This window comes from Mucilaginibacter pedocola, from assembly GCF_002013915.1.
In the GTDB taxonomy this organism is placed as follows: Bacteria; Bacteroidota; Bacteroidia; order Sphingobacteriales; family Sphingobacteriaceae; genus Mucilaginibacter; species Mucilaginibacter pedocola.
Genome location: NZ_MBTF01000001.1, coordinates 192032 through 218331 on the forward strand (window position 1 = coordinate 192032; position 26300 = coordinate 218331).

The window sequence follows — 26300 nt, forward strand, 5'->3', positions numbered from 1 at the left end:
TTGCTGATGCAGGTCAGGTTTAGTTTTACGCGACACTGACACTCTCTTACTCCCCCTTCAGGGGGCTGGGGGGGCTCTATATCCCCGTATAATTCGATGGCGTAATAGCCTTCAACTCCTCTTTAACGCTGTCGCTCACATCCAAAGTATCCACAAACTCGGCAATGGTTTGGGCATTTACCTGCGTATTGGTACGGGTAAGTTCCTTTAAAGCTTCGTAAGGATTTGGATAAGCTTCGCGACGTAGGATGGTTTGTATAGCTTCGGCAACTACAGCCCAGTTGGCTTCCAAATGTGCGTTAATAGCGCTCTCGTTCAGCAGCAGTTTATTCAAGCCTTTTATGGTCGATTTAAAGGCGATGATGGTATGCGCTACCGGTACGCCAATGTTGCGCAATACGGTAGAGTCGGTAAGATCGCGCTGCAGGCGGGAGATAGGTAATTTGGCGGCAAGGTGCTCAAACATCGCGTTAGCCATACCCAGGTTGCCCTCGCTGTTCTCAAAATCTATCGGGTTTACTTTATGCGGCATGGCCGATGAACCTACTTCGCCGGCTTTAATTTTTTGCTTAAAGTAGTTCATGGATATGTAGGTCCACACGTCCCGGTCAAGATCGATAATGATGTTGTTGATGCGTTTAAGGGCATCGCATTGTGCAGCAAAATTATCGTAATGCTCTATCTGGGTAGTAAACTGCGAACGGTGCAGGCCCAAAATATCGTTCACAAAATGGTTGCCGAAGGCTTTCCAGTCGGTAGTAGGGTAAGCTACTTTGTGTGCATTAAAATTACCGGTAGCCCCGCCAAACTTGGCAGAATAAGGTACCGCACGCAGCAGTTGGAGTTGAGCCACCAGGCGTTCTACAAATACTTCTATCTCTTTACCCAAACGCGTTGGCGACGCGGGTTGCCCGTGGGTATGTGCCAGCATAGGCACGTGTGCCCATTCAGCAGCAAAATGCCTCAATGTATCTATCAGGCTGTGCAGCAGCGGGATGTAAACATCATCAATAGCTACCTTAAATGAATAGGGGATAGCCGTGTTGTTAATATCCTGAGAGGTTAAGCCGAAGTGGATAAATTCTTTAAAATCCTGGAGATGCAGTTCGTCGAATTTCTTTTTGATGAAATACTCCACCGCCTTCACATCGTGGTTGGTCACTTTCTCAATGCCTTTTATTTCGGCTGCATCCGCTTCCGAAAAATTGCGGTATATGTCGCGTAACTTTTCGCTTTGGGTGCCGTCAAAAAGTTCCAGTTGCGGCACGGGCAGCTGATGCAGGGCTATAAAGTATTCTATTTCAACAAATACCCTGTATTTTATTAAGGCGAACTCTGAAAAATAAGGCGCTAATTCTGCTGTAGCATTACGGTAGCGGCCATCGATGGGAGATATAGCGGTTAGGGAATTCAATTCCATTGAGAATAAGTTTTTTGCAAAGATAACATTTTGAATTTTAGGAGGGGTTTTTGTGGCTTTGTCAGTACAAAGTAAATTGCGATGGAAACTTTGTAATCTAAAAATGTTTCCATAGTTTTGACTCGTAAAGTCAATGAGTCAGGAAGAAAGAATAATCAAAGGCGCGCTCGACCTGTTTTTGCAGGCCGGCATCAAAAGCGTTACTATGGACGATATTGCCCGCCACCTCGGCATGTCTAAAAAAACCATCTATCAATATTTCGGAGACAAGAATGAATTGGTTGTTGCGCTTGTGAAAGACAGGTTAAAGGAGGACGAGGCGCAAATAAATGCCATGATAGAGAGTGCCTCAAACGTGGTAGAGGAGATGCTTAATATGATGAAGTGCTCTGAGGATATCCTATCGCGCGTAAACCCCATCGTTTTTCATGATATGCAGAAATACCATCCCGAGGCCTGGGAAGAGTTTCAAAAGTTTAAATCGCATGTTTTGATAGAGAAACTGGAGCAGCTATTAGCCAAAGGCATGGCGGAGGGCGTAATAAGGAAAGATCTTGATGTAAAGATACTGGCTACCATGCGCGTAAACCAGGTAGAGATGGGTTTTAATACCGCCATATTCCCTATTTCGCATTTCAACTCGTGGAAGGTACAGTTGCAGCTTTTAGAGCATTTTAACTACGGTATATGTACTATAAAGGGGCACGAACTGCTCGATCAGTATAAAAAAGACAATGTATTACAATAAATAATTCTGCTGCTGACATAGGGCTGTCAACACTAAATGGTTCTTTGCTGGCATAAAACAATAAAATAACAAACCTATCATATATAACCCACAACAAATGAAACGAATATTAGTGATAATGGCCTGTGCGGCAGCAAGTATTAAAAGCTTTGCTCAAACGCAACCGGCCGAGCAAGCCTATAGCTTCACGGTGCAGGATGCTGTAAATTATGCTTATGAGCACCAGGATTCAGTGAAGAATGCTAAGCTGGATGTTCAAAGCGCGGAATACCGTATTAAAGAGATCACCAGTTCGGGCTTGCCTCAAATTAGTGGCAGCGCAACCTTCCAGGACTACCTTAAAACACCAACTATTCTATTCCCTAACTTTATCACCCCGGCAGTTTACGGCGTGTTGATAGACCAAAAAGTTAAAGACGGTACCGGCAATACCATTACCCAGGTGCCGGATGGTGCAGGTGGTTATCAGGCAGTAAACTTTACACAGAAGTATAACGCGAACCTTGGCCTTACGCTAAGCCAGATCTTATTTGATGGGGCCTATTTTGTAGGGCTGCAAACACGCAAAACCTACCGCGAACTTTTTAACCGTAGTTTTGCCCGCACCCGCATTCAAACTAATGTTAATGTTACCAAAGCCTACTACCAGGTGCTGGTAAGTAACGAGCAAATAAAATTGCTCGATGCTAACATTGCCCAATTAAAACAGCAATTAGACCAAACTACAGCCCAAAACAAACAGGGTTTTGTAGAAAAAATAGATGTAGACCGTATTGCCGTTCAGTACAATAATTTAGTTACTACAAGGGAAAATACACAGCGTTTACTGGAATTGAATTACCAGTTGTTAAAGTTTCAGATGGGTATGCCTATTGGCCAAAACCTTGTATTGAAAGACAGGCTGGAAGATGTTGATATGCAAAGCACTTTAGCCGAAGCATCTACCGATACTACGTTTTATAAAAAAAGGATAGAGTACGAATTGCTGGAGTCGAACCTGAAGTTGAGCCAGTATGATGTTAAGCGCCAAAAATCGCAGTTTTACCCTAAGCTAATGGCAAATGCAAGCACTGCTTACGCTTACCAGGCCAATAGTTTTGGCGATTTGTTCAGCACCAAATTCCCAACCACTTATGTGGGCTTAACGCTTAGCATACCTATATATAGCGGCGGGCAAAGGCTTAATCAGCTGAGGCAAACACAAATTACCGAACAGAAAAACCAAAACAATTTAAACGGGCTTAAAAATGCCTTAAGCTTGCAGGCAAGCCAGGCAAGGGTAATTTATTTCAACGGCCTGCAAAGCCTAAACAACCAAAAGCGTAACCAGGAACTCGCCCGCGAGGTGCTCCGCGTTTCTAAAATAAAATACCAGCAGGGTGTTGGCAGCAGCATTGAGGTTACCCAGGCACAAACCGGGTTAGAAAGCGCCGATAACCAATATATACAGGCCCTTTATGATGCCTTAGTGAGCAAGGTTGACCTTGAAAGGGCTTACGGACGAATCCAATAACAAAACTTAAACAAACTCATAAACACTCCATATAACAATGAAAAAACTATTATACATACCGGCCATACTGTTATTAGCAGCATGCTCCAAGCCAAAAGATAAAAAGGCCGAACTGGCCGAGTTGCAAAAGCAACAGCAGGAACTCAACGGTAAGATAACCAAGCTGCAAAGCGAAATAGGCACTGTAGATTCGTCTAAAGCGGTTGAGGTGGGTGCTGTAGAAGTTAAAAGCGGTACCTTTACCAACTATGTACAAATACAGGGTAAAATTGATGCGCAGGATAATACAACAGCTTATTCGCAATCGCCGGGTACCATTACCGCCTTATACGTAAAGCCGGGCCAGCATGTGAGTAAGGGCCAAGTGTTGGCGCAGTTGGATGCCAGCGTAATGCAGCAGCAAATTGCACAGGCTGAGGCTAACCTTGACCTGCTTAAAACCGTTTACGAACGCCAAAAAAACCTTTGGGATCAAAAAATTGGCACCGAAGTACAGTTTTTGCAAGCACAAACCAATTACACTGCGGGTAAAAAACAAGTGGCTGCGCTTCGTTCGCAGGCCAACCTGTACCGCATTGTATCGCCAATAAGCGGTACTGTTGATCAGATGGATTTGAAACTGGGGCAGGCCGTTCAGCCGGGCCAACCGGGCAACGGTATTCGCATAGTAAATGCAGATGTATTGAAAATAAAAGCCGATGTGCCCGAATCTTACTCGGGTAGTGTGAACACCGGCAACAAAGTATTGATACTGGTGCCCGATGCGAAAGATTCGCTGACCACTACCGTTACTTTTGCTTCGAAGGCTATCGACCCAACTTCGCGCAGCTTTGGCGTGGAGATAAAATTGCCACAACGTGCTTCGCTTCGCCCTAACATGACAGCTATTATTAAAATAGCTAACTACATTAACAGCAGCGCATTGGTATTGCCGGTAAAAGCTATTCAACGTTCGGAAGAAGGCGACTTTGTTTTTCTAAACCAAAACGGCAAAGCAAAACGCAACCCGGTTAAGGTTGGTATTACTTACGGTGGCCAGTCAGAAATACTCTCGGGTGTTAAAGCCGGCGACCAGGTAGTAACCGAAGGTGCTGCTGATGTAGAAGATGGCAACAAATTAAAAGTTACGCAGGTAGCTAATTAATGGTTAACCCTGAACTGTTACAATCATGAAAGACGTAAAAAAAGAATTTGCGCCCTCCAGTTGGGCCATTGATAATAAAACGGCCATATACGTGCTGATATTCTTCATCACGGCGATGGGGCTTATCAGCTACAATAACCTGCCGAAAGAAAACTTCCCGGATATTGCACAGAAGAAGGTGTTCATTAGCACAGCCTTTTTAGGCCAATCTCCGCAAAACGTGGAGAACCTGGTGACCAGGCAGATAGAGAAACAACTAAAGTCGCTGAAGGGCTTAAAGAAGGTTACCTCTAACTCGCAGCAAAACATCTCGGTAATTACTACCGAGTTTCAGGCTAATGTTGACCTGGATGACGCCAAAGTGCGCGTGAAAGAAGCGGTTGATAAAGCCAAACAGGATCTGCCGCAGAACGACCAGAACCTGAAAGAATCGACTATTTCGGACATTAACGTGTCTGACCTGCCCATCCTTTATATCAACATCTCGGGCGATTACGACCTGAAGCGTTTGAAAGAATACGCTGATATTTTAAAGGATGAGATAGAAAGCTATAAAGAGATATCGAAAGTGGATGAAGTAGGTGCTTTAACACCCGAGATACAGATCAACGTTGATATCAACAAAATGGCTGCAGCCCAGCTTACTTTTACAGATATCTCTAACGCAGTTGGATATGAGAACATTCTTTCGTCGGCCGGTACTATTAAAACCGATGGCGTACGCCGCAGCATCGACATAAAAAAGGACTTTAAAAATGCTGATGAAGTAGCCGCTATGGTTATCCGTAACCCTAAAGGACAGGCGGTTTATCTTCGCGATATTGCCGATGTAAAAGATTCCTTTTTGGAACAGGAGAGCTACGCAAGGTTAAAAACCAACGATAACCCTAACTTCAAAAATGTAATTACCCTTAACGTTAGTAAACGCGCAGGCGAGAACCTTATTGAGGCATCAGACAAAATAAACGAGCTGATCAAACAAAAGCAAAAAACGGTGTTCCCAAAAGGATTGGCTATTACAGTAACCGGCGACCAAAGCGATAAAACGCGTACTACGCTGAATGACCTGATCAATACCATCATTATTGGTTTTATATTGGTAACGGTTATCCTGATGTTCTTTATGGGTACTACCAATGCCATCTTTGTGGCGCTTTCGGTACCATTATCTTGCTTTATCGCATTCCTTATAATGCCGTGGATAGGCTTCACGCTCAACATGATCGTGTTGTTCTCTTTCCTGCTGGCACTGGGTATTGTGGTGGATGATGCCATTGTGGTTATTGAGAACACGCACCGTATTTTCCAAAACGGAAAAGTACCTATTGCCGAAGCTGCGAAAAATGCAGCGGGCGAGGTGTTCCTGCCGGTATTCTCGGGTACCATGACTACCCTGGCTCCATTTGTGCCATTGGCTTTCTGGAACAGTTTGATAGGCGACTTTATGTTCTTCCTGCCTATTACGCTCATCATAACCTTATTAGCCTCATTGGTTGTTGCTTATATCATGAACCCCGTTTTTGCGGTTGATTTTATGAAGCCTCACCACGATGGCGAGCACGATAACCCTAAATTTGATAAAGCCACTAAACGCGCCATGTTCTTCCTGGTGCCTGCAACCATTATTGGTTACCTGATTAACATAGGTGTGGGCAACTTTATGGTGGTGATAGTAATACTATACCTGCTAAACCACTTCGTATTCCTGCGGGTGATAGACAGGTTCCAGAAAAACGCCTGGCCGCGTTTCCAGGATTGGTATGCCAAGTGGTTGGAGCGTGCGGTGAAACGCCCCGTAACCGTGCTGCTGGGTACATTCGTGCTGTTCTTCCTTGCTATTGTACTAATGGTGGTGCGCGGTAAAACACCTGAGTTCTTCCCCTCGGGCGACCCTAACTTTGCCTATGTATATATTACCATGCCTATAGGTACCGACCAGGCTACCACCAACGAGGTTACCAGGAAGATTGAGAAACGCGTGGCTGCCATTGTAGAGCCCGATAAGGATATTGTAACTTCGGTAATATCAAACGTAACCAAAGGCGTAAGCGACCCTACCGATGAAGACCAGGGCGATTATCAAAACAAAGGTAAAGTAACCGTTGCTTTTGTGGAGTTTGGCAAGCGTAATGGTAAAGATACCAAAGCGATATTATACCGCATACGTAATGCTGTACAAGGCGTACCGGGGGCAAAAATTTCGGTAATGCAGGAGAATAGCGGCCCGCCGGTGCAAAAGGATATTGCTATTGAGATCATTGGCGATAACCTTGATTCGCTGGTGAAAACAGGTGATCGCTTGAAAACTTACCTTACCAAACAGAACATTGCAGGTATTGAGAACCTGATACCGGATGTGCAGAACGACAAGCCCGAGATCGTTTTCGATATTGACCGCGAGCGTGCTAACCGCGAAGGTATAAGCACCGGGCAAATCACGGGCGACCTTGCTACGGCGATATTTGGTAAACAGGCAGCAAATTTCCGCAATACCAAGGAGGATGATTACAAGATACAGGTGCGCGCACTGGAAAGCCAGCGCAGTAATATCGACGAGTTGCGTAACCTGAAGATCACCTATCGTGATATGGCTACGGGCGGTGCTATCCGCCAGGTACCGGTTTCGGCCTTTACCGATATTCGCTATACAGATACTTATAGCAACATTAAGCGTAAACAACAACGTAGAGTACTAACACTAAACTCTAACGTGATAAAGCCATATAACCCTAATGATGTGAATGCCAATATCCTGAAAGCACTTAATAACTTTAAGCACGATGATAACATTATCATCCGCCAGGGTGGTGGCCAGGAAGACCAGATGGAAGCTGTGAAATTCCTTGGTGGCGCTATGGCAACTTCGTTCGGGTTGATATTGCTTATCCTGATGATACAATTCAACTCGATAGGGAAAACGTTCATTATCATCAGCGAGATATTCTTCAGTATCATAGGGGTATTGCTGGGTGTTAGCATCTTCGGGATGACGATGGCCATTGTAATGACGGGCGTTGGTATTATTGCCCTTGCCGGGGTGGTGGTGCGTAACGGTATATTGCTGGTAGAGTTTACCGATATGCTGTTAGAACAAGGCACCAGCCTGCACGATGCCGTGGTAGAAGCCGGCCACACCCGTATGACACCGGTATTGCTTACCGCAACAGCAGCTATACTTGGTTTGATACCACTGGCCGTTGGTTTTAATATAGATTTTGTAGGCCTGTTCACCCACTTCGAACCACATATACACTTCGGTGGTGACAACGTTGCCTTCTGGGGCCCATTAGCCTGGACGATGATATTCGGCCTTGGTTTTGCTACCATCATCACCCTTATTTTGGTACCATGTATGTACATCATCCGCGTAAACATGAAGAACTATTTCTTTGGTAACCAGGACGAAAAGAAAGCTAAAGAAAAACGCAAGTTAGAATTAGCCGACGCAAGCCACTAACATCAACAATTAAATAAATGCCAAAGGGCCGCAACTAAAACTTGCGGCCCTTTTTTGGTAGAACGTGGCTATGCCGCGAATAACTATAGCGCTAAAACGGTATTTCTTATATTGAAATTTAACATTTGAATATCATCTTTTATTGTCGATTATACACTTACCCTTGATTATTTGATACTTTTGTTAAATAAGTCAGGAATTTAAAAAGAAAATACAGGGGTAATTAACAAAAATGAGCGCAGGTATCGACCAACAGGATATAAAACGTGAAAAGATATTAGAAGCATCGCACCAGCGCTTTTTGCATTATGGTTATTCAAAAACAACCATGAATGAGATTGCCGGCGACCTCTCGATGTCGAAAGCCCTGCTGTATTATTATTTCCCCGATAAAAGCGAACTGTATATGGCCGTTATGCGTAAACTGGCCAGCGATTACCTGCAAATGGTTGAAAACAAGATAGGTAGTTTTGATAATCTGCGTGATGCGTTCCTGTACCAGGTAAATACCCAGCACGATTTTATGGTGGCCAATTACAACTTTTTTGATTTTGTAAGGCTTAACGAGCAAAACCTGCCCGACACCATTTGGACCATAGTAGGCGAGGTGCACGCCACCGAAACCAAACTGCTTACCCGCGCCATTGAACTGGAAGCCGAAAAAGGCACCATACAGCCAATAACCAACCCCGCCGAAATTGTAGAGGTGTTTTTAGATGCCATGCATGGTATAAAGGTTGGCTTTATGCAGAAGAAAATAAACTTTCCCAAAAAAGAGCACCTGGACGAGATACACAATAAGCGCCTGCTGCTGATAGATATTTTTGTGAGGGGCTTGAAATAGTTTGCAGTTGGCGGTGCGCAGTTTGCAGTAAGAAAAGAACTGATACTCGAAACTGCTAATTGAGTACTGCCCACTGCAAACAGCGCACTGCTAACTGCAAACTGTCTACTGCAAACTGGTATTCACCTCTATATTCCCCACCAAAATTTTATGAATAGGGCAGGCATCGGCAATGGTAATGAGGCGTTGTTTTTGTTCGTCGGTTAGGTCGCCTTTAAAGTCGAGTTTACTTTCTATAAAGATGCCCGCATCGGTGCGGTACATTTCTACATCCACATTTATTTCTTCTACTACCCACATTTTGCGGTTGATGTACATGCGAAGGGTAATTGCAGTGCAGCTTGCCAGGCTGGCCATAAGCAGGTTATAGGGCGACATGCCGGTATCGGTACCACCATCATCAACAGGTTCATCTGCAATTATAGCATGGTTGCCACTGGTAATGGTAGTTTGGTATTGCGCTCGGCCAATTACGGCGCGGGCATCGGTAATAAAGTCTTTACGGCTATCCATAGGGCAGCGTTTTAGTTTTGCTCCAGGTCGAGCATTTTCCAGCTTTCTTCTTTGCTGCCGCTGCCACCCATGTATTGCAGGGATATGGTGAAGTGAGTGGTAGTACTTTCGCCGCTACTGCTGCGGGCGGTGTACGCAGATTTTATTACATAAACCGAATCGGATTTTTTTGCAAATTTATAGCTGTCGTCTTCGAAGTTTACGCTGGTAGACCGCACGGTAGGCCGTATATATACCTTGGCTATTGCGTAGGCTGCATCGCTGCTTGGCAGGCCATTAAATACCTCCATGGAGTTTGAGTTGGCAATTTTTACCAATATAAATACAAACACAATGCCGAACAGGGCCAATACCCACACACCCTTAAGTGCCGAACTTTTCTTTTTCTCTTTCGACCGCAGGTATTCTTTGCCTTGTTGCTCTTTCTTCTGCTTAGCTTTTAAATACTCCCGCTCTAACTCTTCCTTTGTCATAAAACGTAATGCCCGGTATAATTGGTTGTGTTGTCAAAATTAATAAAAATCATAGCATCTGCGGTTACCGTTAAATTTACGGTATTGGTTCATGCCATAGGGGAGGGTGGTTTCGTAACTCACGCTGCCCTCGGTGGTGCCGCTGGTGTTGCTGTAGTTTAACCCTCGACCCGCAGGTACATCGTGGCTTACGCCGAGGCGCATTTTTTCGGCACCCTCGTGGTTAATAAATACATCAAAAATAAACGATACCACCACCGATGCAGGGCCACTGCCCAAACCGCCGCTACGGTACCATAAGCCTGCATTTATACTGCGGCGCTTATACTGAAGCCCTAAAGCTACCGATTGCGCTTGCGATTGTTTATACAGTACCACCGAGGGGATGATGTACGATTTTTGGTCTTCGTCGATATTATCATCCTTAGTAAGGTTATAGCGATAGCTGGCATGCAGGGTGCCGCGCATAGGCAACTTGGCAGGTACGCCCGTGAACGATTCATTGGGGCGGTTGATGTGTTGCGCAGCACCGCCTATATTAAAATCGCCGGTGGTGAGGTTAATGCCCGCGCCCGAATCGAAATAAAATTTATTGTTAAACAGTGCTGCATCCGCCCCCGATACCGAACCGGGTATGTAACCCAAACGAGGGTCTATCTGGTCGCTGAAAACGAGTTTACTATAATCTACCGAGCGGTTGGTAATACCGGCCTGTAAACCGAATGATAATACAAACGACTCGGAGCCTACGCTGTAGGAATATATGCCCGAGATGTTGTTTTTATTAAGATAAGCCGTACCCTCACTCGCACGGGTAAACATCAACCCGAAACCACCGCCAAAACGCGGTACATTATAATCGATAGTAGCGGTAAGGTATGATAGCCCGCCATTGCCGATTGACGAATACTGGTTGCGGTAGATAAGGCTCATGCGCAGGTCGCCTTCAAATTGCCCGTTAAGCGCCGGGTTAAGGTAGTTGGGCGAATTGAAGAATTGCGAATACATATGATCTTGCGCCTGCGCATTAACGCAGCATAAAACGGTAAGCAGCAAAAGCCCATATAGATGTTTTTTTATGCCCATTGCTATCTTATTAAATGTATTACGCCCGTGCGTTTTGGTAAGGTATTACTGCCGTATTGCATGCCTTTCCAGTCGGTGCCGTTTATAAAATGTGCCGATGCCTGCCAAACGTATACGCCTTGCTGTGCGGGCGCGCCCTTAAAGGTGCCGTCCCAGGTTTCGGTTGGTTCGCCTGTACTGCTTAGTTTGGTGGTTTCCCAAACCAGTTGCCCCCAGTTATTAAATATTTGGAAACGCCAGCTCTCTATCCCTGAACCCTTCATTACAAAGGTACGCAGTTCGCTGGTGCTGCTGGCAGGCATAAATGCATTTGGTATATATAATTGCCCCGGTACACCGGTAATTTGTACGTTATGTGTTACAATGCTGTCGCAACCGTCGCGGTTGGTTACTCTCAGCGTTACCTTATAGGTACCCGTATCTGCATAAGTATGGCCAGGGTTCTGTTGGGTTGATGTTGCACCGTCGCCAAAATCCCACGCCCATGCTACGGGGTTAGGGTTGCCCGATGTTTTATCGTCAAACGCGAAATGGTAGTTGGGTATTTTGGTTACAAAGCCCGGGCTGGCCTCGAAATCAACATTTGGCGCAGGGGTTACTTGTATAAAGTTTGGTTTGGTAATAACATCATTACAACCGGTTGATAGGTTGGTAACGGTTAGTGTAACCGTATACGATGTGCTTTTAGCGGTATACACATGCGGCAGTGGTGTATAACCGAAGAAGTGAGCCGAGCCATCGCCGAAATCCCACTCGTAGGTTAACGATTGTGGCGGGGTGGCACCATTTGCCGGCGTAGTATTGGCAAAGGTTACTTTAATAGCCTTGCAGCCGCTGGTAACATCAGCTGTAAAGTTTGGTGCCGGTTTTGGGTAAGCCTCAAATTTAATACGTTCGGTAGATTCGAAGGTGGCGCAGGTATTTATAGCAACTATGCTTACGTAGTAGGTGCCCGGTGCGTTAAAAGTGTAGGGCTGCTCGGTTTTGCTGCCCTGTATCTCATCAACCTTGTTGCCACCCGTAGGTGCGTCATAAATACGGTATAAAAACGTATCGCCACCGGATGATATATTTTCGAATGCAGCTGTAAAGGGATAGCAAGCCGCTGTTTTATTATCCTTGGCAAAAAACAAAGGCACAAATGTGGCCGGGAAGATGTTGATAGGGATAGCTATGCTTTTATCGGTATTATCGCAAAAATCTGTAGCTACCACGTAAACACTGTAGAATTTATCTTTGGTGGGCGGACCTAACACAGGGAACGTAACGTCAGATTTATCGGTACGGGTTTCCTGGAAAACTTTAATATCGCCATCGTACACAAAAAAGTCGTATTTGGCATTGTTGCCGGGCGAGGTATTCTTAAGCTTTATAGCCAGCTGACCGCAACCTGCAAGCCTTTCAGGCAAAATAGATGCGATTGGGCTGGTTGGGCGCACCAAAATATCAATAGTGAACGCGGGGTGTGGTACGCAATTGCCCACAATGCTTAATGATACAGTATAGGTAGTATCGCGGCCGTCGGTGCGGGGCTCAAAGGTGTGTTGCGGGCTTACCGAGTTAGAGCTTGGCGTGCCGTCGCCAAAGTTCCACAAATAAGCGGTTGTGGTAAATACCGGCGTAGATGTATTGGTAAACTGCACCGTGCGCGGCCCGCAAACGGCAGTAGTATTATTTGCCGTAAAGCTCGGCGTAATATCGGGGTTGTTAATAACAGTTATTTCGTTTTGGCTATCAGGGCAGGGGGCAAGGCCCTTAATGGTCCAGGTAAATTTGTAGGTATTGCCACCCACCAAACCATTTACTTGCGTTTTTGGGTTGGTAGCATCAACAAAGGTTACGGCCGGGCCACCGGTTTGCGTCCATATACCGGCAAAAGGAGCTGGGTCGTTACCATCAAGCGTTACTGTTGAAGCATTACAAAGCGTAGTAGTAGGCTGCCCCCCAAGCGCCGGCGTTGTTGGCGGGTTAACCGTAATGGTTGCCACCGCAGAAGTTGCCGGGCCGCACACGCCGTTTATCACAATTGCGCGGTATTGTGTAGTTTGAGTAAGCCCGCTATAATCAAACGTTAGGCTTGCGGTATTAGGCAACACTATCCATGTGGTGCCATTATCAACCGATGATTCCCAATGCTGCACATCGCCCGTGTTGCCCGATAAGGTAAGTTGCCCGGCATTAGCGTCGGCACAAACCGGCATCGAACCGGCAATTGTACCGCCTACCGATGGCGCATCAACAGTAATGGTAACCGTTGATGTGGTTGGGGTACAGCCTGCGGCGGTATTTATAGTCCACGTAAATTGGTAAACAGTTGCCGGTTGTAAACCACTTACTACGGCGTTAGGGTTAGTGGCATCAGAAAATGTTATGCCAGTTTGGCCCGAGGCTACTGTCCATCGGCCGGTGCCGGGTGCGGGGCTGTTGCCTTTCAGGGTATAAGTTTGCCCGGCGCAAATTTCTTCGTTAGTGCCGGCATCGGCCGCTACAGGGGTAGGGGCTATAGTTACCGAAACAGTTACCGGTGCGCCCGGGCAGGCACCATGGTATGGAGTGATGATATAAGTGACAGTGCCATAAACGTTGCCTGAATTTGTTAAAACGTCGGTTATATTTAACGTACTAACAGGAGTTGCCTGCTGGGTAAAACCGCTTACAGCCGGCCCGTTAGTGGTGGTGCTTGTCCAGGTGTAAACAGTGCTTGGTTGCGATGATGCAAGGGTAATACCCGCTGCCGAGCCGGTACAAATAGGCGCTGTGGGCGCCGTAGCAGTAAGCACAGGTACGCGATTTACAGTCACAAAAAGCTCGGCCGGGTTTCCGGGGCAGCCGTTGGTTGTAGGAGTAATAACATAGCGTATCACAGCGTCGCCAATGCCGGTATCGTTTATTACATCGTTAATGGTATTGCCGCTGCCTGTTGCGCCAAAACCCGTTGCCGCACCCGAGGATACGCTCGCCGTCCAGTTATAAGTTGTTGCCGGGTTTTGCGAAGTAATGGTGTAGCTGAAATTGTTCCCGGTACAAACCTCGGCAGTAAGCGGGCTGGTAATATTATCTTTTTTAGTGATGGTAATTACCGCAGGGGTAGTTATCACATTACACGGTGCCGCCAAATTGGTAGTAACTTCAAGGCTGATAGTAGCCGTGCCAGCAGCAATTTCTGCGGCCGACGGCGTGTAAGTGGGTTTTTGCGCATTGCGGCTTGGCGCAAAGGTACCCGTACCACCAACCCATCTAAAGCTGGTGTAAGTGCCGCTTATGCCGGCATTCATGTAGGTAGAATTGCCCTCGCAAATGGTGCGGTCGCCGCCGGCATCAACTATTGGCGACTGCTGGAAGGTTAGCACCTGCGTATCGCTGGCTATATTACAATTATTGGTATGTGTTACCGAAATTGTATACACGCTGTAATCGGTAAACTTTATTTGCGGATAGCGGCTATTGGCGGTGGTTCCGTTTTGGTAACTGAAGGCGCCGCCCGTTACCGTCCACACGTAGGTTGTGGGCAATTGTTTTGAGGTGCCGGTTAAGATGGTGCGTGTTGTGCCGGCGCTTGGCCCAAATGTAAGTGTTTGGTCTTTCCCGCAAATAAGTGCATCGGGCGAGAGTTGAGCAACCGGGTTAAGGTTTATTACCACCTCCTGGGGTTCAGTAGATACCGGGTCGCAGCTTTCGGTGTTTATATCCAGTTGTACGGTGTATACGCCTGATACCGTGAAGTTAAACCTTGGTGTTTTGCTGTTGGCATTTGTGCCGCCCAAAAAGCCGGGTTGAGCAGGACCGGTTACTATCCAGTTGTAGTTGGTATTGGTATTACAGTTTTCGTCAACTATGGAAGTATTCACCGGCGTAACGGAACCCGAGGTACAAATGGTAGAGCCGGGCAGTGTAAAGCTTGGCTTGGCGGGGTCTTGTACGCAAACGGCTATGGTAGTGTCTTTTACATCGCAAAAGGCGGCGCCGTTTTGCAGGTGCAGCCCTACAAAGTGCTGGCCTGGGGTGCTGAAAGTATATTCCAGTTGTTTCTCCAGTTTGTAATTTACGGCAACTACGGTACCATCCACCACCCAGGTATAGAGCGCATTTTGATTAGTACAATCGAAAGACGTGCTCGATGGGTCTTGCCCCGGTATAGAGGCGTTGGTAAACAGGATGGGCACGTTGGTACAAGCTACTTTTTTGCCCGATATTTTGTTTGAGGGCGGCGATATAACGCGTGCGTAACCCGTTACCGGCGTACCCAATTTGCCGCAGGTGGGGCTGGTGGGCTGCAGGTCTATCTGGAAAACGTTGGCTTGCCCGTTGGCTACGTTACCGCACGATGATTTGGTGTAGGTATGGCTTATCATACCACCGGCCGCCACAATTTCGCAAAGGGTAAAGTTGGTGCTTTCGCCATCTCCCCAGGTAACGCTATAAATAAGCCCGGGGTAGTTTTTTTGTATACCGTTTGGCGAATTAATATCTACACTGTACGATAACTTGTTTTTCCCGTTTAAACATACCTGGTTACTGCCCGATGCACCGAAGCTGTTGTTTACCAGGTTATTCATCAGCGTATAGGCTTTTGTACCAATAATACCCGCAGCAACAGCTTTTACAAATACGGTATAATTTGCCGCCTTGGCAACAAATGCGGGGCCCGGCAACGGCAGGTTAGTTCCTTCGTTAGCCTGCGCCAATTCGTTATAAAAAGAAATAGTGGTTGTTGCGCCTGCAGATGAGGTGTTTACGAAGGGGTATGAAGCGCCTTCGCTGCCAATGCACGATCCATAAATTTCAGGGTAGTTAATATTAATTGCCTGCGATGTAGCCCCGGCTGTAACACCGTCTGATGCACTGATAGTGAACGGATCTGATGATACCGCGGGGAAGGTAGGGTCGGTACATTGTATGCGTACGCGGTAGTTAGAGCCGGGAGCGGTGCCTTTTGGTATTATCCCGTTTACAAATGTTCCATAAAAGCCGGTATAGCTTCCAATTAGGTTGGGAGGCCCACCAAAGTTTCCGTTAACGTCAGATAAATAAAGATTGAAAACACTGGCAGCATTTGCGCAGGCTGTGGTGGTAGTAAGATGAAAAGGTATACCAATAGTGGAACCTTGCCCATAAGGGCCCGGATCGATGGCACCAATAGTGACGGTTTGGGCAAAAGCACCCGTAGTCGCCATGCAGCAAAACGAAAATATTAGTAATACAATTCTCGTAAAATTTCTCTCCATCAAACCCCTTTCAAAGTATACAACTACCAGTCGATAAAAATAACAAAAATGTTACAAACAATTTTCGATTTTCAAAACCACTTCGAATGCAATTGTATACGCAAACGAACTAAAATGGTTGTGTAGTATATGTACTTTAATAAAAAGTTAACATTTTTAACCGCTTGGATTCCTTACGTAAGTGCTTATCCGAAAAATAGATAGCAAATAAATATGGCCGCAATAACGCCGGCCAGGTCGGCAATTAAACCCGCCGGAATAGCGTACCTCGATTTTTTGATACCTACCGAGCCGAAATATAGCGCAACGATGTAAAAAGTAGTATCGGCCGAGCCATTGAAGACAGAGCCCAGCCTCCCGGCGAAGCTATCGGCACCATAGGTTTGCATGGTGCTTATCATCATCGCTTTAGAACCCGAACCGCTTAACGGTTTCATATAAGCTACAGGCAGTGCGTCAACAAAGCGTGTATCTAAACCAGCGCTTGCTACAACCCAGCGCACGCCATTGTTCAGGTAATCGAGCGCGCCGCTGTTGCGGAAAACGCTGATGGCTACTAACATGGCCACCAAATAGGGGATGATCTTTACCGATACTTCAAATCCGCCTTTGGCACCATCAATAAAAGCTTCGAACACATTTACACGTTTGCGTAACGCGCCTAGTATAAATACAACAGGGATACAAAAAATAAGCGTATTGCTGATGGCTTTGGATACAAAAGTAATTTGGTCGTGGTTTAGCTGTGTGGTAAAATACCAAACCAAGAGGGTAACAAAGGCCGTCATGCCGCCCAGCCAGGCCAGTATTACGCGGTCCCAAAGGTTTATTTTTTGTTTAAGGGCTACAGCAAGCATACCAACTACCGTGGCTACATAAGTAGCTATAATGCAGGGCAAAAATACATCGGCAGGGTCTTTTGCATGCAGAATATAGCGCTGCGCAATAATGGTTACGGGTAGCAATTGCAGACCTGAGGTATGGAGCACCAAAAACATGATCTGCGCGTTTGAGGCGGTTTCTTTATCCGGGTTTAGCTCCTGCAGGCTGCCCATTGCTTTTAAACCCAGCGGCGTTGCTGCGTTATCTAAACCCAGCAGGTTGGCCGAAAAGTTCATCATCATTTGCCCGTTAGCAGGGTGCCCTTTAGGTACTTCGGGAAAGAGGCGGCTAAGGAAAGGGCCTACTATGCGCGCCAGAAAGTTCATGGCTCCGGCGCGTTCGCCTATGTTCATAATGCCCAGCCAAAGTACCATATTACCCGCAAGTGGCAATGCTATATCCATTACCGACGACTTCGACATATCGAACATGCCATCAACCAAAAGCTTAAAGGCATCTACATCGCCTAAAAAAATAAGCTTGCAAAGGGCAATAACAAAAGCGATGAGGAAGAAAGCTATCCAGATATAGTTGAGGGCCATAGCGTGTTTAAAGGCATGAAGTTAATTTTTTTTGAATAATTTATGCAGGATGAGCATATTTAAATTGAAATTTGTTGAAAGCCTGGTACCAATATGCCTCCAATTCATCAGCAATTACAAGCCGCCATCAGCGATTTTTTAGAGAACCGCGTAGCAGCTATTAACTGGCAAAACGTTGCCGCGCCCGGCAAGTGGAATAACAAACAGATAATAGGCCATCTGGTAGATAGTGCGCAAATAAACCTGCAACGATTTGTGCGCTGCACTTACGAGGATGGTTTTAAGCTGATTTACTTTCAGGAAGAATGGGTGGAGGCGCAGCGCTATGCCGAAGCGGATATAAACGAATTGCTCTCGCTTTGGAAGTTGATCAACCTGCAAGTAGTGCGCGTATTGGTCAATTACCCTGTCGACAGATGGCAGGCAACCTGCGACAATAACAGGGGAGAACCTGTTTATAATACCGTGGAGTTTATTGCTAAAGATTATGTTGCGCACATGCAGCATCACCTAAACCAACTCAAATAATATGGCAACGGGCGCTGGGTATTCGGGTACGCCATTGGCAAAGAAACTGGGTATAAAGCCGGGTTTTAAAGTGCTTTTGATAAATCAGCCTGAACATTATTTTGGCCTGTTTGCAGATATGCCTGCGGATGTTGTTTTGGTTGACGAAAGCGAACAGCAGGTTGATATTATCCATTACTTCACCAAAAGCTATGATAGTTTAGCAGCGGCACTCCCTGTGTTTCGCCAACAAATAAAACAGGATGGTATCATATGGATATCCTGGCCCAAGAAGGCATCGAAGATAGTTACTGATGTTACCGAAGATAAAATACGTAACCTTGCCTTGCAAACCGGTTTGGTAGACGTAAAAGTTTGCGCGGTAGATGAAGTATGGTCGGGGCTGAAACTTGTAATCTGGGTGAAAGACAGGCAAATCTAAACTGTTGCGATGCGGGGTTACTTCAAGTTCACCCCACTATCGTAATACATTCCTCTTCTATTAATTCTTCACCGCGGTACCTCCGTATCAACTGCGCCGTAGCTATCACATCCTTTTGGCAATACTCGCAAATGCGGGGGAGGTTGTTTTCGGTATAGTATACGTGTGCTACCTGGCTACCATCGATATCGTCTTTGGAGGTGGGGATATTGAAGATGGCGGTAAGCAGATTAAGCGAGGTATAGTTTTTATAGTCGCCGAATTTCCATAGCTCCATGGTATCGAGGTGGTTTATTTCCCATGGCTTTTTGCCGGCGATCTGCAGGTGAGGCGGAAAGGGGACACCATTGATAAGCAAGCGACGGCAGATGTAAGGGAAATCAAATTCTTTTCCGTTATGCGCACAAAGGATAACGCTTGGCGGCTGACTGCTCAGCATTTTGCTAAAGGCGGCCAATAGTTCTTTTTCATCGTGCCCGGCGAATGATTTTACACGTAACGCGGGCTTTTTACCATTCAGAAATATGCCTACGGAAATACAGACTATCTTACCGAACTCTGCCCAAATGCCCGCCCGTTCGTAAAATTCTTCGGGGGTGGCATCGTTGCGTTGCAGTCGGGTTTTATAGGCCCAAAGTTCCTGAAAATGTTCGGGTACCTCGGCATGCGTAGCATATTGCGGCACGGTTTCTATATCCAAAACCATCAGGTTACCCAAGTCGTATTGTTCCAGCATATATTAAAATTTCCCGAAGGGTGTAGTTTTATGAGTGAACACGAATTTCACGAATTAAGCTAATTAACACAAATGAAAAATATCTCACGCAAAGACGCTAAGCCGCAAGTGAGTGAACACGAATTTTACGAATTAGACTAATCAACACAAATCTAGATCATTGACTTTTAACTAACTTGTTATTATCACGCTTCAAAATCTTTGTGCCTCTTTGCGAAACCTTTGTGGCCTTTGCGGTTAAATAGCCACCATGTTTCGTCGGATAAAAAAAACATGTTTATTCCTTGTCTAACACCACAAAGCTGCTGCTTATCGTATTCCCTTCACTATCAACCAAAGTTATTTTATGCTTACCCGCCGTTGGGTTTAGCGCCAGCTGGTGGAAGGTGCTGGTTTCGCCCATATACTTATCATCAAGATGCCAGAATATTTTGATGCCGGGCTGGCGGTGTGCGGCGTTGAATATTACGCGGCCGCGCGTGCCGTCGGCTTCCAGCGGCACGTATATTTTGGCGTTCTCTTTGGGATATATCAGTTCCATAGGATTGCCGTAGTCGGCCTCGCCACAGTCCGGTTTAAAGGGTGGCAGTACGTGGTACTGGTAGTTTTTGGTTTTATAATAATACTCCATCGACGGCGGCAGCACGAACCAGCTTTTATTGTGCATATTCTCCGGTAGTTCGCAATTGCCGGTTACCTGGTATTGCTCGTCGGGCGAGAGGTGTACCAACCGGTGCCATGGGCAAGCTGCCGCTTTTAAGCCGCTTTTGGGTACATATTGCTCTACGGTGTTGTTGCAATATTGCCCGGCGCGATACCCGCTCTCGCGGCATACGGCTATCTTCGCCATTTCGCCCATAGGCATGGCGAACCAATTGCGCGTGGCAGGCAGCAGGCGGAATATCTCGAACAGGGCAGGAGCGGCAGTGTTGATGCCCGTAAGCCCGGGGCGGCCTTCGCCATCGGTATTGCCAACCCATACGCCAACTACATATTTGGGCGTAACACCAATGGCCCAACCATCGCGAAAGCCAAAGCTGGTGCCGGTTTTCCAGGCAATGCGCTGGGTAGAACTAAACTGCTGCCAAAGCATTTCTTCGCCGGGGCGCATTACTTCTTCCATGGCTTGCAGCGTGTAGTAAAGTGAGCCGGCATCTAATAAACCGTTTTTTTCCAACGTAGGTTCCTCTTTTGGCTGGAGGGTGTACACGGGGTGATGGTAGTCGGCGGCATCGTATTGCCCTTTGTATTTGGGGTAATGGTTCAGCACGCGGGCCATATTGGCGTATAGCCCGGTTAGTTCCCAAAGGGTGTTTTCGCCGCCGCCTAATATCAGCGAAAGGCCGTAGTGGTCCGCAGGTTGCTTTAGGGTGGTTACGCCTGCTTTCTTCAGCACATCGTAAAAACGTTCGTATTTATATTGCTGCAGCATTTTTACAGCCGGCACATTCAGCGAACGCGAGAGTGCGTTGGAAGCGGGAACCGCACCATCGTAACCCAGATCGAAATTCTCCGGGTGGTAGCCCGCAATTTGCGTAGGCACATCGGGTATCAGGCTATTGGGGAGTATTAGCCCATCGTGCAACATGGCGGCGTACAACAAAGGTTTCAGCGTGCTGCCGGGACTGCGAGGTGCGCCAATAACATCCACATCGCTCTCCATTTCCGGGTCTTCGGGGTGGCTAATGTTGCCGGCGTAGGCAAGCGTTGCGCCTGTTTCTACATCAAGCACTACGGCGGCGATGTTGTTTATGTCGTTAGCCTTTAATACCTGGTGGTGTTGCTCTAAAATGCCGGCTACTTGTTGCTGCAGCGTGGTTTTTATGGTGGTGGTTATGCGGGTATCGCCCTGTTTATTGGTTTTATAGTCGGCCTTAAAGCGTTGCAGCAGGTGCGGGGCAAATTGAGGCAGGGCAACCGGTTTTTCAGGCACGGGTTCAAATTCGGCGAGCTTGGCGGCGGTGCTATCAATTGTACCCTGCTTGTAAAGCCGGTTAAGCAGCAGATTGCGTTTGCGTTGCAATATCTGCCGGTTTTTGCCGGGGTGCACCAACGAGGGAGAGTTAGGTAGCACGGCCAAAGCAGCCATTTCGCCCCAGGAAAGTTTTTCGGGGCCGCGCCCAAAGTAGCGCCATGCAGCCGCATCAAGCCCTATAACATTACTGCCGAATGGCGCATTGCTGGCGTACATGGCCAGTATCTCGGGTTTGCTATAGCCCAACTCGAGCCGCAGTGCCATAAATATTTCGCCAATTTTATTCCAAACCGTGCGCTTATGTCGCGTGGCTAAACGCATCACCTGCATGGTAAGGGTACTGCCGCCGCTGGTTACCCGCCCTTGTTTAAAATTTTGGAAAATGGCACGCCCGAAGGCCAACGCATCAAAACCCGGGTGATGCTCAAAACGCTTATCCTCAAAGGCAATAATGCATTGTTTGAACTTTTCGGGTACGCTATCGTTATGCGGGAAACGCCATTGCCCGTCGGCCGCAATGGAGGCGCCGAGGAGTTGACCATTCTCATCATCTATCACAAAAGAAGTAGGGCTGCGGAACAGCGGGTTGGGCAGGCAAAAGGCAAACCAAAGCAACAAGCCTACCGAAATGGCTGTTATAATAATTACTTTTGGCTTTTTAAATTGCTGTTGGAGTTGGTAGAAGCGGTTTCGCATTAAATGCCCGGGCGTTTGATATCAGTGCATGAAAATAGGCAAATTATTACTACCAAGCCACGCAAACCCTTTTATAAATTGGCAGATATATTTAAGTTTAAACAGTTCGATGTAAACCAAAGCGGTTGCGCCATGAAGGTAAATACCGACGGCGTTCTGCTTGGCGCATTGGCCAATGCCGAGGGAGCAAGCACTGTTTTAGATATTGGCACTGGCACCGGCGTAATTGCGCTGATGCTGGCCCAACGCTTTCCCAATGCCAATATCGAAGCCGTAGAAATAGACGCCGCCGCAGCCGAAACGGCGGACGGAAACTTTAAAACATCGCAGTTTGCGGACAGGCTGCAATTGTACGCCACGGCGTTTGAGGAATACTTTGAAGCTTGTCCCGATAAGCAATTCGATTTTATTGTATCTAACCCGCCCTTCTTTTTAAACTCCCTGGCTTCGCCGGGAGAGAAAAAGAACTTGGCCCGGCATACCGATGGTGCATTTTTTGAAAAGCTGATAGGGAGCGTTGCCAGGCATTTGAAACCCGCCGGCACTTGCGCTATGATACTACCTTTAGAAACGGCTGATATGGTAAAAGGCCTGCTGGTAGAGGATGGAATGCACCTACTGGGGATCGTTGATATCAAATCATTCGAACACACGGCGCCTCATCGGGAAATTATCACTTTTGGAGGACAGCCAACCGCTTTACAGCGAACAGAGCTTATTATTTATGCCGAACCAAAAGTATATTCGCAGGCTTATCAGCACACATTAAAAGAGTTTTTAACTATCTTCTAAATCCGAAATCGAAACTCCCAGATCAGAAATGAAAATAGGCTTAATATCCGATACCCATAGTTACCTCGACGATGCTGTGTTTAAACACTTCGATGCCTGTGATGAGATATGGCATGCCGGTGATTTCGGGAATATTGAGGTTGCGGATAAACTGGCGGCCTTTAAGCCTTTTAAGGGCGTTTATGGTAATATTGATGATACTGATATACGTTCGGCCTATCCCGAACACCTGCGCTTTAATTGCGAGCAGGTTGATGTATGGATGACGCACATTGGCGGCTATCCTGATAAGTACAGCCCGGTGGTGCGTAAAGAAATTTATGCCAACCCGCCAAAGCTTTTCATTTGCGGGCATTCGCACATCCTGAAAGTTATCTACGACAAACAGATAAGCTGCCTGCACCTAAACCCCGGCGCAGCGGGCAAACACGGCTGGCAAAAAGTGCGTACGCTAATGCGCTTTGAAATAACAGGCGATAGGATACACGGGTTGGAAGTGATAGAGTTGGGGGCGAAGTAGTTGATAGTCCATGGTCGATAGTCCATAGACGATGGGAGCGGATATTATTGCCGGATTCTCGTAAACAACATCCTGCTATGGACCATCGTCTATCGACTATGGACTAACCGAGCCCCGCTTCCGCTTCAAAAACCGAATCGATAAGCAGGTCGCGCTGTTTGCCCGCTGCTACCGCCAATACGTCGCAGCGTTCATTTTCGGGGTGGCCGTTATGGCCGCGTACCCATACAAATTTTACCTGGTGTATTTTGCTGATGTTGAGGTACCTCAACCAAAGGTCCTTGTTTTTTTTGCCTGCAAAGCCTTTTGCTACCCAGCCCTGCAGCCAGCGTTTTTCTATCGAATCGATAACGTACTTACTATCGGAATAAATAGTAACCTGCTGATTTGGAGATTTTAGTGCTTCCAGCCCGGTGATAACGGCCAGTAGTTCCATACGGTTATTGGTAGTTTTGCGATATCCGGCAGATAGCTCTTTATAATGCGCACCGGCACGCAATATTACCCCATAACCACCCGGACCGGGGTTCCCGCTCGATGCACCGTCTGTATAAATTTCTATCATAAGCCCCTACCCCCCTGAAGGGGGAACAAAAGTAGTAAAAAGTATAAGATCAGGGTACGTTATCCTCAAAAAGGTATTTCAAAAGCTCCCCCTTCAGGGGGGCTGGGGGGCTAAACTTTCTTCACCTTCAACCTCAGCGAGTTCCCTATAACTATCACATCGCTGAAAGCCATCGTTAGCGCACCCACCATAGGGTTTAAGAAGCCTAAAGCAGCTACAGGTATAGCCACAATGTTATAAGCGAAGGCCCAAAACAAGTTTTGTTTAATGGTGAGCAGCGTGTGGCGGCTTATCTGCAAAAACGTAACAACCGACCGCATATCCGTATTCAGCAATATTACTTTTGCCGATTGTATGGCTATATGGCTGGCATCATTCATGGATACACCAACATCAGCCTGGGTTAGGGCAGGGGCATCGTTTATGCCATCGCCTATCATCAAAGTTTTACCTTTTTTGCGGTAAACATCAACCACGGCCAATTTTTCGTCGGGTAGTTTTTCGGCGTGTACTTCCGTAATGCCTAATGTTTTCGCGACGGATGCGCAACGCCCGGCTTTATCGCCGCTTAGGAGTACAGGTTTTATCCCCATTTTTTTCAAGCTCGTAATTAACGCGAGGGCGTCCGGTTTTAGGGTATCGTCTACAGCTATTTGTGCGGTAAGCTTTTGGTTTTTGTAAAGTGATAAGTTGTAGCCATCATCAGCGCCGGCTTTGGCCGTCCCTAAGAAGTAGCTATTACCCTCCACGTCTTCAGCGCGCATGCCCAGGCCTTTTTCTTCGGTAATTGTGCGCAATATTACCTTTTGCTTGGATAAACCTTTCAATCCGTCTATGAGCGACTTCGCAATAGGATGGTTGCTTCGTTCTTCAATGGCTACAATAACTCCGCGGATGGCTTCAATATCAAAGCCGCCTTCTGGTTTAATATCCTGTACGCTGAATTTGCCCGTGGTAAGCGTTCCCGTTTTATCGAATATCACATATTTGGTATCGGTAACGGCTTCTATAGTATCGCCGCCTTTTATCAGGATGCCGTTTTTTGCTGCCCTGCCAAGCCCAACCATCACCGCAGTAGGTGTTGCCAGTCCCATTGCACAAGGGCAAGATATCACCAGAACGGCAATAGCATGCAGCATACTGTTTTGCAGGCCTGTATTGGTAGCAAAATAGGTAATAACAAATGTAAGCAAGGCAATAAGCACCACCACAGGCACAAATACCGCGGCTACCTTGTCGCCCAGCTTTTGTACAGGCGGCTTGGCAGCCTGCGCGCGTTTCATCAAGTCGATTATTTGTGCGAGGGTACTATTGCTGCCCACCTTGGTGGCTATTATTTTAATGTTGCCCTGCTGAACGATAGTGCCGCCAATTACGCTATCGTATTTCTTTTTCTGCACCGGGATACTTTCGCCGGTTATTATTGCTTCGTTTATCGAGGCTTCGCCCGATAGTATATCGCCATCTACAGGTACTTGCCCGCCTTCGTTTACCAATAATATATCACCGGCAGCAATATCTTTTGCATTTACTACTTCAACGCCGTCTGTAACTAAGCGGTTAGCGCTTACTTCCTGAAACTTCATCAAAGCCTTCACTGCCGATGTGGTTTGGTTAACGCTGCGTTTCTCTAATACATTACCAAGCAACACCAGCGTAATAATAGTGGCGCAAGTTTCGTAGAACAGGTATTGCTCGCCCAGGTTTTGAATGGTCCCCGTCAAGCTGTAAACAAAAGCAGATGTGGAACCAATAAATATCAGCACATCCATATTGGGCACCCCGCCTTTAAGCGAGCCATAGGCACTTTTGCCGAAATGCAAGCAGCCCACTATAAATACAGGCAGGCATAATATAAGTTGTACAATGGGCGAATGAAGAAAGTGCCAGGGCAGCACCATATGCAATAAAAGTGGCGCAGTAAACAGTGCGCAGAAGAAAAATTTGTTCTCAACTTTATCGTAAAATGGTGTTTGATGGGTTGCAGCATCCTCTACTACATGAAAACCGAGGCTTTCGATATCATTGATAACGGAGGGCAGGATAGATTGGTCGGCGGTGGAGAATTTTACCTCTTCGGAGGCGAAGCTCACCAGTATGTTTTGCAGCCCTTTCTTTTCCAATAACTTATGCACGCTCATGGCGCAGTTATTACAATGCATCCCCGTAACATTCAATTCAACCAGTTGCTCTGCCATAGTTACAAATTTACCTATTAGG

General features: G+C 46.7%; 19 protein-coding genes. 9 read left to right on the forward strand and 10 right to left on the reverse strand.

Annotated elements, in window-relative coordinates; genetic code table 11:
* Positions 1 to 76 precede the first annotated feature (76 nt).
* The gene (gene purB / locus BC343_RS00850) at positions 77 to 1420 is read right to left on the reverse strand and encodes an adenylosuccinate lyase (RefSeq protein WP_078345826.1); all 1344 of its coding nucleotides are present in this window, start codon (positions 1418 to 1420) and stop codon (positions 77 to 79) included.
* 133 nt (positions 1421 to 1553) lie between these two features.
* On the opposite strand from purB, the gene BC343_RS00855 reads away from it, so the two are divergent.
* From BC343_RS00855 to BC343_RS00875, 5 genes are all read left to right on the forward strand, one after another.
* Positions 1554 to 2168 carry a TetR/AcrR family transcriptional regulator gene (locus BC343_RS00855; RefSeq protein WP_078345827.1) on the forward strand — a complete coding sequence of 205 codons (615 nt, stop codon included), beginning with the start codon at positions 1554 to 1556 and terminating at the stop codon, positions 2166 to 2168.
* 97 nt (positions 2169 to 2265) lie between these two features.
* On the forward strand, positions 2266 to 3681 hold the full coding sequence (locus tag BC343_RS00860; protein WP_078345828.1) for a TolC family protein: 1416 nt from the start codon (positions 2266 to 2268) through the stop codon (positions 3679 to 3681).
* Positions 3682 to 3718: 37 nt separating this feature from the next.
* Positions 3719 to 4825, forward strand: a complete 1107-nt coding sequence (locus BC343_RS00865) for an efflux RND transporter periplasmic adaptor subunit (RefSeq protein ID WP_078345829.1) — start codon at positions 3719 to 3721, stop codon at positions 4823 to 4825.
* 25 nt (positions 4826 to 4850) lie between these two features.
* Positions 4851 to 8282, forward strand: coding sequence for an efflux RND transporter permease subunit (locus tag BC343_RS00870; protein ID WP_078345830.1), 3432 nt, complete (start codon positions 4851 to 4853; stop codon positions 8280 to 8282).
* A 232-nt stretch (positions 8283 to 8514) separates the two neighbouring features.
* On the forward strand, positions 8515 to 9126 hold the full coding sequence (locus tag BC343_RS00875; RefSeq protein ID WP_078345831.1) for a TetR/AcrR family transcriptional regulator: 612 nt from the start codon (positions 8515 to 8517) through the stop codon (positions 9124 to 9126).
* Positions 9127 to 9231: 105 nt separating this feature from the next.
* On the opposite strand, the gene BC343_RS00880 is transcribed toward BC343_RS00875, so the two are convergent.
* The 5 genes from BC343_RS00880 to BC343_RS00900 form a co-directional block, all read right to left on the reverse strand.
* On the reverse strand, positions 9232 to 9639 hold the full coding sequence (locus tag BC343_RS00880) for an OsmC family protein (protein ID WP_078345832.1): 408 nt from the start codon (positions 9637 to 9639) through the stop codon (positions 9232 to 9234).
* An 11-nt stretch (positions 9640 to 9650) separates the two neighbouring features.
* The gene (locus tag BC343_RS00885; RefSeq protein WP_078345833.1) at positions 9651 to 10112 is read right to left on the reverse strand and encodes a hypothetical protein; all 462 of its coding nucleotides are present in this window, start codon (positions 10110 to 10112) and stop codon (positions 9651 to 9653) included.
* A 39-nt stretch (positions 10113 to 10151) separates the two neighbouring features.
* Complete coding sequence (locus tag BC343_RS00890) at positions 10152 to 11198, reverse strand: PorP/SprF family type IX secretion system membrane protein (RefSeq protein WP_078345834.1); 1047 nt, start codon at positions 11196 to 11198, stop codon at positions 10152 to 10154.
* Between the two features lie 2 nt (positions 11199 to 11200).
* Complete coding sequence (locus tag BC343_RS00895; RefSeq protein ID WP_162276797.1) at positions 11201 to 16372, reverse strand: PKD domain-containing protein; 5172 nt, start codon at positions 16370 to 16372, stop codon at positions 11201 to 11203.
* 236 nt (positions 16373 to 16608) lie between these two features.
* Positions 16609 to 17847: a nucleoside recognition domain-containing protein gene (locus BC343_RS00900; protein ID WP_078345836.1), complete on the reverse strand. Its 1239-nt coding sequence runs from the start codon at positions 17845 to 17847 to the stop codon at positions 16609 to 16611.
* 93 nt (positions 17848 to 17940) lie between these two features.
* On the opposite strand from BC343_RS00900, the gene BC343_RS00905 reads away from it, so the two are divergent.
* On the forward strand, positions 17941 to 18375 hold the full coding sequence (locus tag BC343_RS00905) for a DinB family protein (protein WP_078345837.1): 435 nt from the start codon (positions 17941 to 17943) through the stop codon (positions 18373 to 18375).
* 1 nt (position 18376) lies between these two features.
* Complete coding sequence (locus BC343_RS00910) at positions 18377 to 18796, forward strand: DUF3052 family protein (protein WP_078345838.1); 420 nt, start codon at positions 18377 to 18379, stop codon at positions 18794 to 18796.
* Between the two features lie 28 nt (positions 18797 to 18824).
* On the opposite strand, the gene BC343_RS00915 is transcribed toward BC343_RS00910, so the two are convergent.
* Together BC343_RS00915 and pbpC are read right to left on the reverse strand one after the other, a co-directional pair.
* Positions 18825 to 19532, reverse strand: a complete 708-nt coding sequence (locus BC343_RS00915) for a 3'-5' exonuclease (RefSeq protein WP_078345839.1) — start codon at positions 19530 to 19532, stop codon at positions 18825 to 18827.
* Between the two features lie 277 nt (positions 19533 to 19809).
* On the reverse strand, positions 19810 to 22203 hold the full coding sequence (gene pbpC / locus BC343_RS00920) for a penicillin-binding protein 1C (RefSeq protein ID WP_078345840.1): 2394 nt from the start codon (positions 22201 to 22203) through the stop codon (positions 19810 to 19812).
* A 78-nt stretch (positions 22204 to 22281) separates the two neighbouring features.
* On the opposite strand from pbpC, the gene BC343_RS00925 reads away from it, so the two are divergent.
* Both BC343_RS00925 and BC343_RS00930 read left to right on the forward strand, forming a co-directional pair.
* Entirely contained in the window at positions 22282 to 22995 is a 714-nt protein-coding gene (locus BC343_RS00925) for a tRNA1(Val) (adenine(37)-N6)-methyltransferase (RefSeq protein WP_162276798.1), read from the forward strand.
* 28 nt (positions 22996 to 23023) lie between these two features.
* Positions 23024 to 23515, forward strand: a complete 492-nt coding sequence (locus BC343_RS00930) for a metallophosphoesterase family protein (protein WP_078345842.1) — start codon at positions 23024 to 23026, stop codon at positions 23513 to 23515.
* 103 nt (positions 23516 to 23618) lie between these two features.
* Here the strand turns inward: BC343_RS00930 and rnhA are convergent, their stop codons facing one another.
* On the reverse strand, positions 23619 to 24080 hold the full coding sequence (gene rnhA / locus BC343_RS00935; RefSeq protein ID WP_078345843.1) for a ribonuclease HI: 462 nt from the start codon (positions 24078 to 24080) through the stop codon (positions 23619 to 23621).
* 110 nt (positions 24081 to 24190) lie between these two features.
* Positions 24191 to 26278 (reverse strand): heavy metal translocating P-type ATPase, encoded by a 2088-nt coding sequence (locus BC343_RS00940; protein ID WP_238381684.1) that lies wholly within the window; start codon positions 26276 to 26278, stop codon positions 24191 to 24193.
* Between the last annotated feature and the right edge of the window lie 22 nt (positions 26279 to 26300).

What these genes read in the sequence shown, in the direction of transcription:
- purB (WP_078345826.1), bottom strand. Translation starts at nt 1,420, where the DNA reads ATGGAATTGAATTCCCTAACCGCTATATCTCCCATCGATGGCCGCTAC.
- BC343_RS00855 (WP_078345827.1), top strand. Translation starts at nt 1,554, where the DNA reads ATGAGTCAGGAAGAAAGAATAATCAAAGGCGCGCTCGACCTGTTTTTG.
- BC343_RS00860 (WP_078345828.1), top strand. Translation starts at nt 2,266, where the DNA reads ATGAAACGAATATTAGTGATAATGGCCTGTGCGGCAGCAAGTATTAAA.
- BC343_RS00865 (WP_078345829.1), top strand. Translation starts at nt 3,719, where the DNA reads ATGAAAAAACTATTATACATACCGGCCATACTGTTATTAGCAGCATGC.
- BC343_RS00870 (WP_078345830.1), top strand. Translation starts at nt 4,851, where the DNA reads ATGAAAGACGTAAAAAAAGAATTTGCGCCCTCCAGTTGGGCCATTGAT.
- BC343_RS00875 (WP_078345831.1), top strand. Translation starts at nt 8,515, where the DNA reads ATGAGCGCAGGTATCGACCAACAGGATATAAAACGTGAAAAGATATTA.
- BC343_RS00880 (WP_078345832.1), bottom strand. Translation starts at nt 9,639, where the DNA reads ATGGATAGCCGTAAAGACTTTATTACCGATGCCCGCGCCGTAATTGGC.
- BC343_RS00885 (WP_078345833.1), bottom strand. Translation starts at nt 10,112, where the DNA reads ATGACAAAGGAAGAGTTAGAGCGGGAGTATTTAAAAGCTAAGCAGAAG.
- BC343_RS00890 (WP_078345834.1), bottom strand. Translation starts at nt 11,198, where the DNA reads ATGGGCATAAAAAAACATCTATATGGGCTTTTGCTGCTTACCGTTTTA.
- BC343_RS00895 (WP_162276797.1), bottom strand. Translation starts at nt 16,372, where the DNA reads ATGGCGACTACGGGTGCTTTTGCCCAAACCGTCACTATTGGTGCCATC.
- BC343_RS00900 (WP_078345836.1), bottom strand. Translation starts at nt 17,847, where the DNA reads ATGGCCCTCAACTATATCTGGATAGCTTTCTTCCTCATCGCTTTTGTT.
- BC343_RS00905 (WP_078345837.1), top strand. Translation starts at nt 17,941, where the DNA reads ATGCCTCCAATTCATCAGCAATTACAAGCCGCCATCAGCGATTTTTTA.
- BC343_RS00910 (WP_078345838.1), top strand. Translation starts at nt 18,377, where the DNA reads ATGGCAACGGGCGCTGGGTATTCGGGTACGCCATTGGCAAAGAAACTG.
- BC343_RS00915 (WP_078345839.1), bottom strand. Translation starts at nt 19,532, where the DNA reads ATGCTGGAACAATACGACTTGGGTAACCTGATGGTTTTGGATATAGAA.
- pbpC (WP_078345840.1), bottom strand. Translation starts at nt 22,203, where the DNA reads ATGCGAAACCGCTTCTACCAACTCCAACAGCAATTTAAAAAGCCAAAA.
- BC343_RS00930 (WP_078345842.1), top strand. Translation starts at nt 23,024, where the DNA reads ATGAAAATAGGCTTAATATCCGATACCCATAGTTACCTCGACGATGCT.
- rnhA (WP_078345843.1), bottom strand. Translation starts at nt 24,080, where the DNA reads ATGATAGAAATTTATACAGACGGTGCATCGAGCGGGAACCCCGGTCCG.
- BC343_RS00940 (WP_238381684.1), bottom strand. Translation starts at nt 26,278, where the DNA reads ATGGCAGAGCAACTGGTTGAATTGAATGTTACGGGGATGCATTGTAAT.